The 17,466-nt window shown below is 40.0% G+C and carries 10 protein-coding genes; 9 read left to right on the forward strand and 1 reads right to left on the reverse strand.

The genetic code is table 11. From position 1 onward, the window contains the following. Positions 1-2 precede the first annotated feature (2 nt). The gene (locus D172_RS07080; protein WP_007375258.1) at positions 3-1,862 is read left to right on the forward strand and encodes an alkaline phosphatase D family protein; all 1,860 of its coding nucleotides are present in this window, start codon (positions 3-5) and stop codon (positions 1,860-1,862) included. 220 nt (positions 1,863-2,082) lie between these two features. Here the strand turns inward: D172_RS07080 and rsmF are convergent, their stop codons facing one another. Next, positions 2,083-3,534: a 16S rRNA (cytosine(1407)-C(5))-methyltransferase RsmF gene (rsmF, locus tag D172_RS07085; protein ID WP_033022945.1), complete on the reverse strand. Its 1,452-nt coding sequence runs from the start codon at positions 3,532-3,534 to the stop codon at positions 2,083-2,085. 265 nt (positions 3,535-3,799) lie between these two features. Here rsmF and D172_RS07090 point away from each other — a divergent pair, with 265 nt between their 5' ends. From D172_RS07090 to D172_RS07125, 8 genes are all read left to right on the forward strand, one after another. Further along, the gene (locus tag D172_RS07090; RefSeq protein ID WP_007375256.1) at positions 3,800-4,507 is read left to right on the forward strand and encodes a GntR family transcriptional regulator; all 708 of its coding nucleotides are present in this window, start codon (positions 3,800-3,802) and stop codon (positions 4,505-4,507) included. An 89-nt stretch (positions 4,508-4,596) separates the two neighbouring features. After that, entirely contained in the window at positions 4,597-5,475 is an 879-nt protein-coding gene (prpB, locus tag D172_RS07095) for a methylisocitrate lyase (RefSeq protein ID WP_002962361.1), read from the forward strand. Between the two features lie 35 nt (positions 5,476-5,510). Then, on the forward strand, positions 5,511-6,635 hold the full coding sequence (gene prpC / locus D172_RS07100) for a bifunctional 2-methylcitrate synthase/citrate synthase (RefSeq protein ID WP_007375255.1): 1,125 nt from the start codon (positions 5,511-5,513) through the stop codon (positions 6,633-6,635). A 125-nt stretch (positions 6,636-6,760) separates the two neighbouring features. Then, positions 6,761-9,370: a Fe/S-dependent 2-methylisocitrate dehydratase AcnD gene (gene acnD / locus D172_RS07105; protein ID WP_007375254.1), complete on the forward strand. Its 2,610-nt coding sequence runs from the start codon at positions 6,761-6,763 to the stop codon at positions 9,368-9,370. 11 nt (positions 9,371-9,381) lie between these two features. Next, entirely contained in the window at positions 9,382-10,548 is a 1,167-nt protein-coding gene (prpF, locus tag D172_RS07110) for a 2-methylaconitate cis-trans isomerase PrpF (RefSeq protein ID WP_007375253.1), read from the forward strand. A gap of 827 nt (positions 10,549-11,375) precedes the next feature. Further along, positions 11,376-14,423, forward strand: coding sequence for a hypothetical protein (locus D172_RS07115; RefSeq protein ID WP_007375252.1), 3,048 nt, complete (start codon positions 11,376-11,378; stop codon positions 14,421-14,423). A gap of 79 nt (positions 14,424-14,502) precedes the next feature. Next, positions 14,503-15,576: a hypothetical protein gene (locus D172_RS07120; RefSeq protein WP_007375251.1), complete on the forward strand. Its 1,074-nt coding sequence runs from the start codon at positions 14,503-14,505 to the stop codon at positions 15,574-15,576. Positions 15,577-15,585: 9 nt separating this feature from the next. Next, on the forward strand, positions 15,586-17,466 hold the full coding sequence (locus D172_RS07125; protein ID WP_007375250.1) for a hypothetical protein: 1,881 nt from the start codon (positions 15,586-15,588) through the stop codon (positions 17,464-17,466).

Raw genomic sequence — 17,466 nt, forward strand, 5'->3', positions numbered from 1 at the left:
ACATGAAAACTCACACGGCAAACCTTCCTATTTTACTAATGGGGCCAATGGTGCGCCGTGCAGAGAAAACTGGAGTCTGTATTCAGTTTGCTACCAGCAAGTCTGCAAACTGCCAAATAAACTTATTAAATGTTGAGTGTTATAGCGATCAACACACTGTTTCTTTAGGGGAACATTTGTATCTGCATTTCGTCATTATAAAGCCAATAGAGAACAAACTCCCTCTGGATAGCTTATTAAACTATGAGCTTGTAATTGACGATACAGTAATCGATTTATCGCCTTGGTGCTATAGCAGTCAAACAACGCCTGCATTTGTAATCCCCGATAAACTCAGTGATATTTTGCATGGCTCGTGCCGTAATGCACATCATCCAGCAAAAGATAGCTTAGTGTCTGCAAGTCACTGGCAAAATACCCAGCGTGCCAACAATAACGAAGGTGCACAACTACTCTTGCTCAGTGGCGATCAGGTTTACGCCGATGACGTAGCAGGCCCCATGTTATTAGCTATTCATCAGTTAGTTAAGCAACTCGGTATTTATAAAGAGCAACCACTTGCCATTGAGTTACCGGACGATATAAAAGAGCAACTTTATAATCGTCATTTGTATTTACCAAAAACGCCTTGGCAAAAACGTTCAAAATTAGGTATAGGTTACTGGCTAAAAAAAGACGAACCTCACTTTTCAAGTGTAAAAGCCTACAATCACCTTATCCATTTTGAAGAATACATAGCGCTTTATTTATTAAATTTTAGTGCTGCTGCTTGGCAATGCATTGATATACAAAATACAACGTATTCAGGTCAAAACAAGCAAAACAAAACTATTTTTGACGCTGAAAAAACAGCACTGATTGATTATGCAAAAGGCTTAAGTGAAGTAGAGCGGTTGTTTGCCAATGTATCGACATTAATGATGTTTGACGATCACGATGTAACCGATGATTGGAACCTCACCGCTGGGTGGGAGCAAGCTATAAATGAAAATCCAAGTAGTAAACGAATCATTAATAACGGCTTAATTAGTTATTGGCTTTTCCAAGGAATGGGGAACGACGCACTAAATAAAACAGGCGAGTTACTAACACCTTTTAAGCAAAGCCGTACTGCTAATAATTTATGGCAGTTTAAAGCATTTGATAAACCACTAAACGATTTTAGTTTTTGGCATTACGAGTTAACTACAACCCCAAAAGTAGTGGTGCTAGATACACGTACGCACCGTTGGCGAAATGAGCAAAATTTTAACGAGCCTTCAGGTCTACTTGATTGGGAACGCCTAACAGAGCTTGAGGAAAGCCTATTAAGCCACGATCAGGTTATTATTGTATCACCAGCCCCCGTATTTGGTGTTAAATCAATAGAAGCTATTCAAGCCATATTTAATATTTGCGGGCAACCGCTTATGGTTGATGTAGAGAACTGGATGGCACACGAAGGATCGGCTAAAAAACTACTCGATACGTTTAGGCGAACTGATACACCAAACGAAACGCTTATTTTATCGGGAGACGTGCACTATTCATTTTGTTTTTCAGTGCAAAAACGTTTTGGTAATCACCCAAACCGAATTTGGCAACTTACCGCCAGTGGTATTAAAAACGAATTTCCACGTAAATTAATAAACGTACTCGATAAACTAGATTCAATTTTATATGGACCAAAAAGCCCACTTAACTTTTTTACTAAACGTTGGCATATGGAAGTAGATAAACACCAAACTAAGGGCGAAGGGCAAAAGTATTTAGTAAGTGACTCTGCGATTAGTGTAATAACACTCGAACAAGGCAATTTAGCGCGCTATCAATTGATTCATGGCTCTGGGGAATTAACCGAGTTTGATTTAGTTGAAAATTAAAAAATGCCCAGAGTAATTAGGAAAACTCTGGGCTTTAGAATGACTCTCTGTTGAGTCTTGCGTTAACTAAAAAAACTTTCTAGATTCTTAGGGAGAAGAAGAAAGTACTTAAAAGTGTAGTTAAGTAATGATAAAATGCATAACTAAATTTTGCATTTAGTTATATTTAATAACAAATGCTTAGATTTTTTATGTGCAGTTTAAAATGGTTATCCATTTTTTATACCCAGCTTATTAACTGCGTATTTTGCACGAGATCTCGCGGCAGTGAGTTTTTAATCTTATTTTTTTGCCATTTTCCCAGCCCAATAGGGCACCCACACAGAGTTAATACCACCTCACCTATTGTCTGAGTTGCTTCAGTTAAGCGTATATCTTTACCTTGAAAATAATCATTTGCTTGCTCGTTATTTAAAGCAAATACATTAGTTTTACACTCATTGCCAAATACGGTTGCAAACTCGTGCGTTAGCCTTACGCCATTTTTATGAATAATGCCAATTTGAATACCTAAGCGTGCGTACTTAATTTTATTTTGCACGGCTTCAAACCCTTGTGGAAATAACCACAGCTCTTTGTCGCGCTGCATTAAGTTACCAGGAAGATTAGTTAACTCAAAGTGCTTTTTAAGCGACTGCATAAACGCGGCACTTTGCTTTTTATCAAACTCGTTAAACGGAAACGCGCCTTTTTTAACAGTTTGATTTGGGTTATCGCAACTTGCGTGCTTTTTAAATTTAGCAATAAAAAAGCCTTCGCTATCGAAGGTTTGCGGCCATACATGTAAATAGCCCTCATTAGTTTTGGCTTCGCTTGCACCTTCAAATAAATCACTTAGGGATTGTGGCTCTATATAGTCGCCAAATTCACTGAGTAAATAATCGCATACTTGCTGGTTTTCGAGCGGAGTAAGTGTACAGGTTGAATACACTAACGTGCCACCTGGCTTTAATGCGTAAAATGCGCTTTTAATTAAGTCTTTTTGTACTTGGGCTATTTGTATGTTTGATTCTATTGACCAATTTTTTAGTGCGTCGGCGTCTTTACGCACAGTACCTTCGCCAGAGCAGGGCGCGTCTAATAATATGCTGTCAAAGCATTCAAACATGTAGTTGCCAAATATAACGCCATCAAAGTGCGAAAGCGCACAGTTACCGACCCCCATGCGTTTTAAGGTGGCGCTAAGTACCTTTAAACGAGATGACGAAAGCTCATTTGCAACAAGCACGCCTTGGTTATTCATAAGCGCAGCTAGCTGTGAGGTTTTAGAGCCCGGCGCTGATGCCATATCAAGCACGGTGTTATTTTGAGTGCCTGTGAGTTCAATACTTTGCTTTAAGGCAATAGGCGGCAGCATTGAACTTGCTTCTTGTACGTACATCGCACCGCTTAGGTGTAAGTCGGTATTACCGAGGGCTAGGTTTTGCTCTTCATCGCTTGGGCGTTCTAACCAAAAGCCTTCACTGCACCAAGGGATGGGGGTTAGCAGCCATTTTTTTTCAGTTGCACGTTCTACAAATTCTTCAATGCTAATTTTTAATGTATTAACGCGGATAGATTTTCTGAGTGGCCTGCGACACGCATTTAAAAAGTCATCTAAGTTTAGATGCGCTGGTAAATAGGTTTTTACGTCATCAATAAAGTGCTCAGGAATAAAAGTGTTGGCGTTCACGCGTTGGCTCATACTATAAAAATAAAGCGCGATAATAGCATTTATATAATGCATTTTCAGCGCTTAAAGACGTAACATCTGATTTATTGCCCTGTCGACACTTCATTGTTTTAGTCCATTTTAAAACCATTTTTATGCGACTTTAGGTTAATAGTGTCGACAATGAGCGTGTTTTTTAGCCATTTTGATAGGTTTAAGGGTTGACATGATTTTTTAATAAGCTCATAGTAACCACACTAATTGTCGACAATCTAAAAAATAACTTATGACACACACACTTTTAAACGAAGCGCCTATTACTACCGCATCAGATCAGGTATTTGTAGATATGCGCCGTGAGATTGTTGAAGGCAGTATAGTTCAAGGCAGTAAAATATCAGAGCCTGAACTTGCAAAGCGTTATGGTGTAAGCCGTGCAACGCTTAGAGAAGCGTTAAATCGCTTAGAGAGTTGCTACCTTGTTGACCGTAAAGCTAACGTAGGTTGCCGAGTAGTTGCCCTTACCGCTGAGCGTTTGATTGAAGTTTATCAAGTTCGCTGCTCACTTGAAGGTTTGGCGTGTAGGCTGGCTGCCGACAATATGGAACCCGAAGAAATAAAAGGCTTAAAGCAATTACTTAATCAGCACCTACAAACACAACGTGTTAAAGAAGGTGAATCTTACTATCAAGAAGCCGGCGATTTAGATTTTCATTACCGTATTATTCAAGGCAGTAAAAACGCGCATTTAATTCATTTATTGTGTAATGAGCTCTATCAATTAATACGGATGTACCGTGTACAAATGGGCATGGTGGGGCCGCGTGTATCAAAAGCATTTGATGAGCATTTAGCGATTATTAACGCCATTGAAAACCACGACGGCGAACTGGCTGAAATGCTTATGAAGCGCCATATAAGCGCATCGCAAGCAAATATCCAAACCAAATTCGACTTATTAGCTAAGCAAAAAGTATCAGCTGCTAAAAGTTAAAAGCTAAGCAGAGCAGTTAAACAGTCACAATTACAGATTAAAACTATAAGTTACTCCACGTAGCAACCGTTCAAAGTGAGGAGAAAGTAATGTCAGCAGGATTAAAATTTAAACACGCTATTGCCAATAACCGCCCGTTACAAGTGGTAGGTACTATTAACGCCTACACAGCGATGATGGCAGAAAAAATGGGCCACCAAGCTATTTACCTCTCAGGTGCCGGTGTTGCAAACGCCTCGTTTGGTATGCCTGATTTAGGTATGACAAGCCTTGATAACGTGCTTGAAGATATTCGCCGTATTACAGGTGCTAGCGATTTACCACTACTTGTGGATGCCGATACCGGTTGGGGCGGCGCATTTAATATTGCGCGCACAGTAAAAGAAATGACTAAAGCGGGGGCAGCGGGTTTTCATATTGAAGACCAAGTAGCGCAAAAGCGTTGCGGGCATCGTCCTAATAAAGAAATTGTAAGCCAAGGTGAAATGGTTGACCGTATTAAAGCGGCGGTTGATGCAAAAACCGATAGCGATTTTTACATTATGGCCCGTACCGATGCATTTCAAAAAGAAGGTTTAAATGCCGCTATTGACCGTGCAGCTGCCTGTGTTGAAGCCGGTGCTGACGCTATTTTTGCAGAAGCCGTACACGACCTTGCTGATTACCAAGCATTTGCAAAAGCGATTAACGTTCCAATTTTGGCAAACATTACTGAGTTTGGCCAAACACCTATTTACACAAAAGAGCAGTTAAGCGATGTAGGTGTTGAAATGGTGCTTTACCCACTAAGTGCATTTAGAGCCATGAACAAAGCAGCATTAAACGTGTATTCAGCAATTTTGAATGAAGGCTCGCAACAAAGCCAAATTGAAAATATGCAAACGCGCTCTGAACTTTACGACTTTTTAGATTACCACACGTACGAGAACACACTCGACACACTTTTTTCATCAAAATCTGACAAATAATAAAATCACACACAAATTTAAGATAGGAGAAGATCATGGTAGATAAAGCATTAGGCGGCGCGGGTTTACGCGGACAAGTGGCTGGTCAAACAGCATTGTGTACTGTTGGACAAAGCGGTTCTGGTTTAACGTATTGTGGTTACGATATTAGCGAACTTGCTGAAAAAGCGCAGTTTGAAGAAGTGTCTTTTTTACTTTCACGCGGTGAGTTACCTACAACCAGTGAACTGGCTCAATATAAAGCTAAACTAAAAAGTTTACGCGGCTTACCAGATGCACTTAAAACCGTGCTTGAAAATATTCCTAAAGACGCGCACCCAATGGATGTAATGCGTACCGGTTGCTCAATGTTGGGTAACCTTGAAATGGAAAACGATTTTAGCCAAGCCAATGATGCAATTGATCGTATGGTTGCTGTGTTCCCAAGTATTATTTGTTACTGGTACCGCTTTACACACGATGGTGTACGCATTGAAACACAAACAGATGACGACTCTGTTGGCGCACACTTTTTAACACTGTTACACGACAAAGCACCCAGCGAGTTATTTGCGCAAGTGATGAACGTATCACTAATTTTATACGCAGAGCATGAATTTAACGCCTCTACCTTTACGGGACGTGTATGTGCTTCAACTTTATCTGATATTCATTCTTGTGTAACTGGCGCGATTGGTACGCTGCGTGGTCCATTACATGGTGGTGCTAACGAAGCGGCAATGGATATGACTCAAGGTTTTACAAGCGCTGAACATGCTGAGAAAGAAATTATGGGCATGCTTGAACGTAAAGACAAAATAATGGGCTTTGGTCATGCTATTTATCGCGAATCTGATCCACGCAATATAATTATTAAAAAATGGTCTGAAAAACTAGCGGCAGAGGTGGGCGATACCGTACTTTACCCTGTGTCTGTTCGTTGTGAAGAAATTATGTGGCGCGAGAAAAAACTGTTTTGTAATGCTGATTTTTTCCATGCATCTGCTTATCACTTTATGGATATTCCAACTAAATTATTTACGCCAATATTTGTAATGAGCCGTGTTACTGGTTGGACTGCCCATGTAAAAGAGCAACGTGCTAACAACCGTATTATTCGCCCAAGTGCCGATTACACAGGGCCCGATGCACGTAGTTACACACCAATAGAGTCACGTTAAAAAATGGGTGAGCACGCATGTGCTCACTTTTTTATTGCACATAGCCACTAGCGAGCAGTTTTTCTCAACTTTTCATTAAACACGCTAGCTGTGAGCAAACACCGTCATCAATTAGCGAATTTATTATGACCATAATTAATAATACCCAATACCGTAAACCTCTACCGGGCTCAAATGTCGACTATTACGATACGCAAGAAGCCGTAGATGCAATTAAGCCAGGTGCATACGCCACACTACCTTATACATCGCGTGTATTTGCCGAAAACCTAGTACGCCGATGCGACCCTGCCATGTTAACCGATGCACTTAATCAGCTGATTGAGCGCAAACAAGATTTAGATTTTCCGTGGTATCCGGCGCGTGTAGTGTGCCACGATATTTTAGGCCAAACAGCACTTGTTGATTTAGCTGGGCTTCGTGATGCAATTGCAGCAAAAGGCGGCGATCCGGCTAAAGTGAATCCGGTAGTACCTACGCAGTTAATAGTGGATCATTCACTAGCGGTAGAGCATGCCGGTTTTGATCCTGACGCATTTGAAAAAAACCGCGCTATTGAAGACAGACGAAATGATGACCGTTTTCATTTTATAAACTGGACTAAAACTGCGTTTAAAAATATTGACGTTATTCCACCGGGTAACGGCATTATGCATCAAATTAATCTTGAAAAAATGTCGCCGGTTATTCAAAACCGAGATGGCATTGCATTTCCAGATACACTAGTAGGTACCGACAGCCACACGCCTCATGTTGATGCGCTGGGTGTTATTGCGGTGGGTGTAGGCGGGCTTGAAGCTGAAAGCGTAATGCTGGGCCGCGCTTCTTATATTCGCTTACCTGATATTGTTGGTGTTGAGCTAACAGGTAAGCGCCAACCAGGTATTACCGCTACCGATATTGTGTTGGCCATTACTGAATTTTTACGTGAGCAACGTGTTGTTTCTACTTATTTAGAGTTTTACGGTGAAGGTGCCGACGCGCTTACACTTGGCGACAGAGCAACCATTTCGAACATGACGCCTGAATTTGGCGCAACTGCAGCCATGTTTTATATTGATGATAAAACAATAGATTACTTGCGTTTAACAGGTCGCGAAGAAGAACAAATTGCCCTTGTAGAAAACTACGCAAAAACAGCAGGCCTTTGGAGCGATAGCTTAAAAACCGCAAAATATGAGCGTGTGCTTACGTTTGATTTATCAAGCGTGGGGCGCAATATTGCAGGTCCATCTAATCCACACCGCCGAGTATCAACAAGCGATTTAGCTAAAGAAGGTATTTCGGGTATTGTTGAAAATGAAGAGGGCTTAATGCCAGACGGCGCGTGTATTATTGCTGCTATTACTAGCTGTACTAATACGAGTAATCCACGCAATGTAATAGCTGCAGCACTCCTTGCCCGTAACGCAAATGCTAAGGGTTTAATGCGCAAACCTTGGGTTAAAACTTCATTAGCACCGGGCTCAAAAGCAGTGCAATCATACCTTGAAGATGCAAACTTACTAACAGAGCTTGAGCAACTTGGCTTTGGCATTGTTGGTTTTGCGTGTACTACCTGTAATGGTATGAGCGGGGCGCTTGACCCTGTTATTCAAAAAGAAGTGATCGATCGCGATTTATACACTACCGCGGTGCTTTCGGGTAATCGCAACTTTGATGGGCGTATTCACCCTTATGCTAAGCAAGCATTTTTAGCGTCACCTCCTTTGGTTGTTGCGTACGCCATTGCTGGTACTATTCGCTTTGATATTGAAAAAGGAATACTTGGGCAAGATCAACAAGGTAACGATATTACACTTAAAGATTTATGGCCATCTGACGAAGAGATTGATGCAGTTATTAAGCAAAGCGTTAAGCCTGAGCAATTTAGAAAAGTATACGAGCCAATGTTTAATTTAACCGTAGATTACGGTGAAGATAACGACCCACTTTACGATTGGCGCCCAGAAAGCACCTACATTCGTCGCCCTCCTTATTGGGAAGGTGCACTTGCGGGTGAGCGCACAATGACCGGTATGCGTGCGCTTGCAGTTCTTGGCGATAACATTACAACGGATCATTTATCGCCATCAAACGCAATTATGGCAAGCAGCGCTGCTGGCGAATACCTGACCAAAATGAACGTCCCAGAGGAAGACTATAACTCGTACGCAACGCACCGGGGCGATCATTTAACAGCGCAGCGTGCAACCTTTGCCAATCCAAAGCTGCTAAACGAAATGGTACTTGACGAAAACGGCGACGTTAAACAAGGTTCTTACGCACGCTTAGAGCCACAAGGTACTAATACCCGTATGTGGGAAGCAATCGAAGCTTACATGGAGCGTAAACAACCGCTTATTATCGTAGCCGGTGCCGATTACGGTCAAGGTTCATCGCGCGATTGGGCTGCAAAAGGCGTAAGACTTGCAGGCGTTGAAGTAATAGCAGCTGAGGGCTTTGAGCGTATTCACCGTACTAACTTAATTGGTATGGGGGTTTTACCGCTTGAGTTTAAAGCAGGCACAACGCGTAAAACTCTAAAGCTGGATGGCAGTGAAACGTACAATGTAACGGGTGATTTAAAACCAGGCGCCACCGTTAATTTAAGCATTACCCGTAAAGACAGTGAAGTGCTTACTGTGCCTATGAAGTGCCGTATCGACACCCAAGAAGAGCTTTCTATTTACGCAGCTGGTGGTGTATTACAGCGCTTTGCTCAAGACTTTTTAGAAGCAACACAATCTGCATAAGGGCAAGCATTATGTTTAAACCGCAAATTAAAGTGCCTGCAACCTATATGCGTGGCGGCACCAGTAAAGGTGTATTTTTTAATTTAACTGATTTGCCAAAGCCTGCTCAAGTAGCAGGCGAGGCGCGCGATAATTTATTACTGCGTGTTATTGGCAGCCCCGATCCGTATGCTAAGCAAACGGATGGCATGGGCGGTGCTACATCAAGTACCAGTAAAACCGTCATTTTAAGTAAAAGTGAGCAAGCCGAACACGATGTTGATTACTTGTTTGGTCAAGTGGCTATAGATAAACCTTTTGTAGATTGGAGTGGTAACTGTGGCAACTTAACGTCAGCAGTCGGTGCTTTTGCCATTAGTAATGGTTTAGTCGATAGAAGCAGAGTACCTAATAACGGTGTTGCTATCGTGCGGGTGTGGCAGGCTAATATTAAAAAAAGCATATTAGTGCATGTCCCTATGACAAATGGCGAAGTGCAAGAAATCGGTGACTTTGAACTCGATGGTGTTACTTTTGCTTCAGCTGAAGTAAAACTTGAATTTATGGACCCCGCTGATGGCGATGGCGCGTTATTTCCAACAGGTAACGTAGTTGATGACTTAGAGGTTCCAGGTGTTGGTACTTTAAAAGCAACCATGATAAATGCAGGTATTCCTACTGTATTTATTAAAGCCACTGATATTGGTTATACCGGCACAGAGCTGCAAGACGATATAAATAACGATGTTGCAGCGCTTGAAAAGCTTGAAACCATTCGTGCTTATGGCGCTGTTAAAATGGGCTTAATCACTAACATTAGTGAAGCGCAAGTTCGCCAACATACGCCAAAGGTTGCGTTTGTTGCATCACCTTTAGATTACAAAGCGTCTAGCGGAAAGCTTATTGAAGCTGCAAATATCAATTTATTAGTGCGCGCTATGTCGATGGGTAAACTGCACCATGCCATGATGGGCACAGCGGCTGTTGCTATTGGCACGGCCGCAGCAATCGAAGGCACACTCGTAAATATAGCCGCTGGTGGCGGCGCATTGAGTGAAGTTAACTTTGGTCATCCGTCGGGCACGCTAAAAGTAGGTGCTGAAGCTAAAAATACTGCAGGTAATTGGCTAGTTACCAAAGCAAGTATGAGCCGCAGTGCACGAGTATTAATGGAAGGGGTTGTAAGGGTTCCTTATTAAAATAAAGTCCCTCTTGTGATTATGCAGTGGGGTTTTCTATGTAGTAATTATTTCAATATCTGGGTCTATTTATCTTCGAGGTTGAATTTGCAGCTGTATGTTTGGTTTTTAGGCAAGGCAACGCCTATGGTGTTATTTACTATAAATAGGCGATAACGCAGCATAGATGTCAAACATGCATTGCCCTTGGGTTCGTGTTGGGGACTATTTGCTCGGTTATTACTTAACCTTAACTCTGGTTAAGAGACTTACTAACATATTGAATCATGATGATATTAAACTTATTTTCTCTAGCCAGCTATTTTCAACGCAGTTAGCGAGCCCACTAGATTACAAACCTCGCATCGCGATTAAATTGCCTTAGGTAATAAAAAGAAAAACCAAATATATGGCTCAATGCTTAGCGATTGAAAAAATTTGAATGTTGTCATAGTCATATTTTTTTAGTTAATTTTCATTCCAGTTCAGTAAAAAAACCGCTTTTTTCTTCGATTCATCGCATTTACTTGAAGAATAATATTAACAAACTAAATTAAATGTAATATTCAATTCACAAAATGGATATACTATATTTTAGCGTCCTGAGTTTTTATGATTTTTAATTAGATTACTGAGGGTCATAAAGAAATAGTATGTAGATAAAATCAAAATACATTTAATAAAATGTATAAATATGTAGCAAAAATATATGGCTTAATGGTATTTTTAGAATTCTAGTAACAAAGGTTAGTATTGCGTGTTCGTTTATTATTTTTGTAAACTTGAACAATGCAAATTGTGACTAAACTAATTTCTGATACTCATTTCAAGCTATCAAGGAGAAATAAATGTCGAAGCGTATGATCAAATTTACACCAATTGCAGCATCAGTTGCACTTACATTGGGCTTAACAGCTTGTGGTTCTGATAACGATAGGAATGTATACGTACCTCCTGTTGAATCTTTTAGCTCATCAGATGATGCTCAATTTAATGTTGAAGTAACTGGTAAAGCTGTTAAAGGCGCAATGATGAACGCGGTAGTAAGCGTTTCTACATTAGATGCAACTGGTCAAAGTGTAGCTGTTGCATTTAGATTAGAAGCCTCTTCTGAAGCTGAATCTTTCTCTGGAGAAGGTTTATCGCAAGATGCAGCCGATGCTGATTTAGAAGCAAACAAAATTGCAGGTAACCCTGATGATGTTCTAACAAATGAAAGCGGACGCTACAGCATTTTCTTAGAAGATAACTTTACTGGACCAGTTTACATCACAGTTAAAACGTCAGAAGAAGGCGATGAGAGCTTTTTAAGATGTGATGCTTACTTAGGTTGTGGTTCTTACGCAACAGCCCCAGAAGTTGATGATGTAAATGATGGCGATACTGCAATTGAATTTGGTGAATGGTACAAAACTGATCTAGAACTTTCAGTAATCAAATTTGTCCCAGCAATTACAGCTGATACGTCAGGTGCAAGTGGAGCTCAAGGCGATCCAGGTGTATCTCGTTCTTTAACAGCTAATGCAACATTGTTTACGACTATCGGTTCTCAGTTAATTATTACAGCTGGAGGAGAGGTTGGTCCTCCTACTATTGCTGAAGTAAGTTTACGCAGTTTTTTCCAATTAATGGGACCTGATAGCACACTTCAAATACCAGAGTTACTTGCTGACCCTTCAATTGGTGGTGCAGTTGATTTAAGTGATGTAGACGGTGAAGAAGAGTTAAGCGAAGGTATTTTAGCAATTTCTCAAATAGCGTCATCTATTCAAGGTTTAGACTCTATCAGCGATGTGCTAAGTAAATTAAAAACAGGCATTAAAGATGGTAAGTTAAGCGGTAGTGATGATGCTGAAATTGCAGCGTTAGCGGCTAAACTTCAACAAGCAGTAACAAACACATCTAACATTTTTTTAGCCATTGCTACTGGTGATGATGATGCTATTGAAGCTGCAATTATAAATGCATTCAATGTTGTTAATCCAAATGCAACAGATGCTGAAAAAGATGCATTTATTTTACAAGCGGCTGGCATTGCTGCTAAAGCAAAAGCAGCAAAAAATAAAGCTATTAAAAATGGCGCAGCAACTGACGCTAGTTTAGCGCTTATTGCTAAAAAAGTTAAAAAAGCATTAGAAAAGTTAGGTTGTACAGATAACTGTGAAGCTGATGACAATTTTTATGCTCGATTAGCTGTTTCTGTTACAGCAGAGGTTACAGCATCAGAAGCTGAACTTGTTACTTTACAAGCTTTAGTAGTGACAGCTGAGACTAACTTAGCAGATGCTCAATCTCTAGGTGGAGAAACGGTTACTGATGCAGCAAGTGCTGTCGCATTTGCAAGTGCAGTAGCTACACTTGTTAATGAAGCTGAAACTGCCGATTTAGCAAATAAAGTAAATAAATTATTTATTAAGTCTCAAGGTCTTGTTTCAGCAGCAACATTACTTGTTGACCAAAATAATACATACCAACAAATTCTTGATAATGCAGAAGATCTACTATCTGATGCAAATACAGAAGTTGACAAAGTAAGTGCGTTTGACGCAGCGCTTGCTGAATTAGTTATTGCTGTTGATGCGGCTGTTACAGAGTTTGATGTTGAAGTAACGGCGGCTAAAGCTATTGCTATTGATGCAGCAGATGTTGCAGATGCGAAGCAAACCCTATCAATGACGGCAGAAGCTGCTTCTACTTCAGCGCTTGCTGATGCACAAAACGCGACGATCGATACCGCTGTTAATGCAGCGGCTGCTCTAGAGCTTGCAACAGCAGCAGTCTCTGCCGCATCTGAATTTGCTGCAACTGTAGATGCATTGGAAATTGCTATAGCGCAAGCTAAAGCAGCTGCACAAGCATATTTAGATGTTGCTGTAACAGATGAAGATAAAGACGCAGCACAAACATTAGTTGATGATGCTGATGCAATGGTTAAAGTTGCTACTGATAAAGCTGAATTAGCAGCGGAGCAGTTTACAGCTGCGTTAGCGCTTCAAGTTGCTGCAGAAGAAGCGCTTCCTAAACTAACTGTACTAGCTTCTGTTAAAGCTACGTCAGAGTCATTAGCGACTATGACAGTGCTAACGAGTACTGGTGGTGATGCTATTATTGATGCTGCTGAAATTGTAGCTGATGTAATCGATGAAGTTTCTGGTATGGGTGATTCTGCATCGGGTACATCTACACGTTTCCCTAACTGGGCTTACAATTACAGCTTAGATGATCTTACACTTATGCTTAGCAATGCTACTACAGGTGAAATGATTAACGCAGCGGCTTCTTATGAAGGTGATAAGCTAGTTGTTGCTTGGGGTGCTACGCTGGTAGGCGAAAATGATGCATCTATTAAGCTTGTAACTGCTGATACGCAAGTAGCAGCATTGACGGATTGTGTTGAATTTGCAGCAGGTACAATTGATGCTACTCAAATCGATTCATGTTTAGTATTTACTTTTGATGGCGCGGTGACGGCTGATAATGTAGATGATGCAGAAATCATAATGACTGAAACGACTAACCATATTGAAATTATGGATGGCGATTCTGGCTTTAACGGCGTGTTAAGCATTACAGCTGATGAAGAAACAGATTCAAGTTCTATTTCATTAGAAGGTGTATCTGGTGATGTAGACTTTAAAGTAATGACTACATACCTTGACAGCGACATGGAAGAAGCAAGTGCTTTAGATATTACAGTAAATAATGCAATGGGTTACACGTTGTCTATTACTGGTAATGAAAGTGCAGGTTACACTGGTGACGTTATGGCTATGTACAATGAGATGATGATGTCTTTTGGTACTGCAGCTAAAACAACAAACGGTCTTTCAATTACTTACATTGATGGTGACGTAGTTGATTACACTGATGTTGATTTAATTGATTCATCTAAGTAATATTTAAACTATAAAAGGGGAAAGCAGCGCTTTTCCCTTTTTTTATAGAAAGCGATTAAATTATGAAAAAAAAATTCTCTTGTTAGGATTTTCAACAGCTTTTATTTCTCCTCTTGCTTCCGCAGATAACCAATTTCAAATTTTTACCCACTTTGACGCAGAAATTTATACAGAAGCACAACCAGTACAAGCTTTTGTAGATGATTTTGATGCTCCATTAAAATCGGGTGACAGTGCATTTACCTATAATATATTTGAAGTAGGTGTTGGCTACGGTAATTTTAAGGTAGGTTTACAAAGTCGTTACGACTATGTTCTTAACTTTGATCCTGATACAGCCAAATATACTCATACCGAAAAAAATGATCTAGAGTTTGAAGATAGATTTTATACATATTACCTTGATGCTAAACAAGCAACGTCTAACGGTGTATTTGTATCTTATGATTTTAAATTTTTAGATAAAAATGCATTAACAATAACACCTAAACTTTCTGTTTTTGCCAGCTCGCACTATCAAGATGCCACTGTAAATGGTGAAATTTATAGTGATGAAGTTGAAGGCGCTGTAACTGTCGATTACAACTTTTCAAAAGACATATTATTTAAAAAGTTTTCACCTTCACAAAAACCTGAAGGGCTTGGCTATAGCCTAGATATTTTTGCTGATTGGCAAGTAAATGATGAGCTTCAAGTTGGTTTTAGCGTAAAAGATTTGCTCTATAAAACAGAGTACGAAGACAGCGGCTCTGTAAAGGGTCAAACTACTGAGATCCCATTTAGCGAAGATGACAACGGCGATATTATTACTCAGCCAACAGTATCATTAAAAACGTCTGCATTTGGAAATACCGAATCGCATGATTTTGAGATGGAAATGCGACTACAAGCATTTGCCGATTACAGAATAAACGAGCGTTTTTCAACCCAACTAACTTTAAAACGTTACGATAAAGACACGTTTAGCCAATTAAAAGGCCGCATTCACTTTTGGGATCATTGGAAAGTACAAGCAGGCTACGAAACAAAAAGTGAAGCGTTTTTGGTTGGTATAGAAAGTGAATATTTTGGTCTTAATTTACAAACAGATAGCTTAGATTTAGATAAAGCCTATTATGCGAATGTGAATTGGTACGTGAACATTAAGTTTTAAGGAATGAAGATGTTAAAACAAATTATACCTTTAGGGGTCGCTATTGCATTGGTAGGTTGTGGTTCTTCATCAGACAGTGACAGTTCAGAATCTGTTGCAGTGAGTGAAGTTTCAACATCTTCTTCTGTAAATTTTTATGTATCTAATTGGCAATCACCACAGGGAACGCTTAATGTTTTAGATAGTGATGGGGTGGTGAAAGAATCAATTGAAGTCGAAAACATCAATACTGCGAGTATAAATGTAACTCCACTTACTTTTAATAGCTTTGAGTTTATACCTAGTGATACAACGCTACCTTGCCCACGCTTTACCGGTTGCGGCAGAACAGTTCGTGGTGATGCAAATGACTTAAACGCGAACCGTTTAATCGACTATCAAGAATTAACAGCCGTTACTCTTAATTACAAAGCAGCTGCTTTTAGTGCTCCTGGTGTAAATACGGTTTATTTATCGCCATTGAGTAAAGCAATTACTGACGAAGGTTTTGGTGCTACACAGGCTAGTTTATCAGCCACGCCTTTTTATCATTTAACGCACAGTAATTTAAATGCAAGTGTTGAAGCAGAAATGGTTACTAACGCATTTACTTACGCGGCAATTTTAGCTGGTGTTGCTGATAGTACGTTTAGCGTTGTAAGTGCTTTTAATGCATTTACTAACTTGGAGACTGACCAGCAAGCGTGGCAAGATTACAGCGATTTAGCAGTGCAGTATGTTACAGATAACTTATTTAGCGACCAAGGTAATGCTTTGCTGAAAAATGTCGCTGGTCAAGTTAAGCAAACCATTGCGAGCGTAACTACATTCACAAATTGGCAGGCTCGTTCAGCAGAAGTACAAAGCTTAGATTCAAGAGAGTTACTTGTTGATACGCGAAATATAATAGGTGTTGCAAGACTTCAAGAAAAAGCTTACTCAGATGAATTAGACGCAAAATTTACTGAGCTTGAAGGTGCATTTGATGAAGACACACAAAGAACTCTTAGTGCGCTTACTAATGCTTTAAATGAAGTTATTACAAACTATTCTCCACTTGCAGAAGGCTCTACGCCAGCAGGACAATATAAGCTTCGTGATTTGGATATCATTTATAGCCAATCACCTTATACATGGGCTATTACTGGCACATATGATGATTTACCTATAGCAATTGATTTATCAATCCCAACATTTAGGGTAAGTGGTGTACTGGGAGATAAAATTGAAGGTGTAATGAGTGCAACTGTCACAAATGGCGCTACGGTATTAAGTGTTGATGTGAGTGAGCTGGTGATTCAATTTGATGGTATAGATGCTCAAAGTGAATTAAACCCAGAAGCTGATACAGGTATAGCGCAGATCACGACCAATGTAATTATCAATAAAGCAGCGGGTAAACTAGAAGGTGACTTATCATTAAACTTAAATCGTTTTGTTAATTCACTAGGTGAGGAGTCAACTACGTTATCTACCTTTGATTTTAATGGTAATTACGTAAGCGACACTCAAAACACTGCATTTCATATCACAGCAGTAGAGGCTTCGCCTTTTATTGGTGAAGATAATGACGATTTAGCCTTTACTTTTGAATTAGATTTTCCATTGAGTGGTGCAAGCGATTTTAAATTTGCATACGTAGGTGATGTTGAAAATTTATCTGAACTTACTTCTACAGATATATTTGTTAGTGTAAAAAATAGGGCGTTGGATTTACGTATTCGTGATGTTAGTGGCAATATTAACCTCATTGCGAAAGGCGAAGATGGCCGTTGGTTAGATGTAAAACAAAAGGGCCGTAATTACAGTGGAGGTTTATATTTTGGTGATACTAAAATAGCTGACGTTACTGCCGTTCGTGGCATCCCCGGGGTTTTATTTTCAAATGGCGATTTTGAATCGTTGTTCTAA

This window comes from Pseudoalteromonas sp. Bsw20308 (assembly GCF_000310105.2).
Lineage (GTDB): Bacteria > Pseudomonadota > Gammaproteobacteria > Enterobacterales > Alteromonadaceae > Pseudoalteromonas > Pseudoalteromonas fuliginea.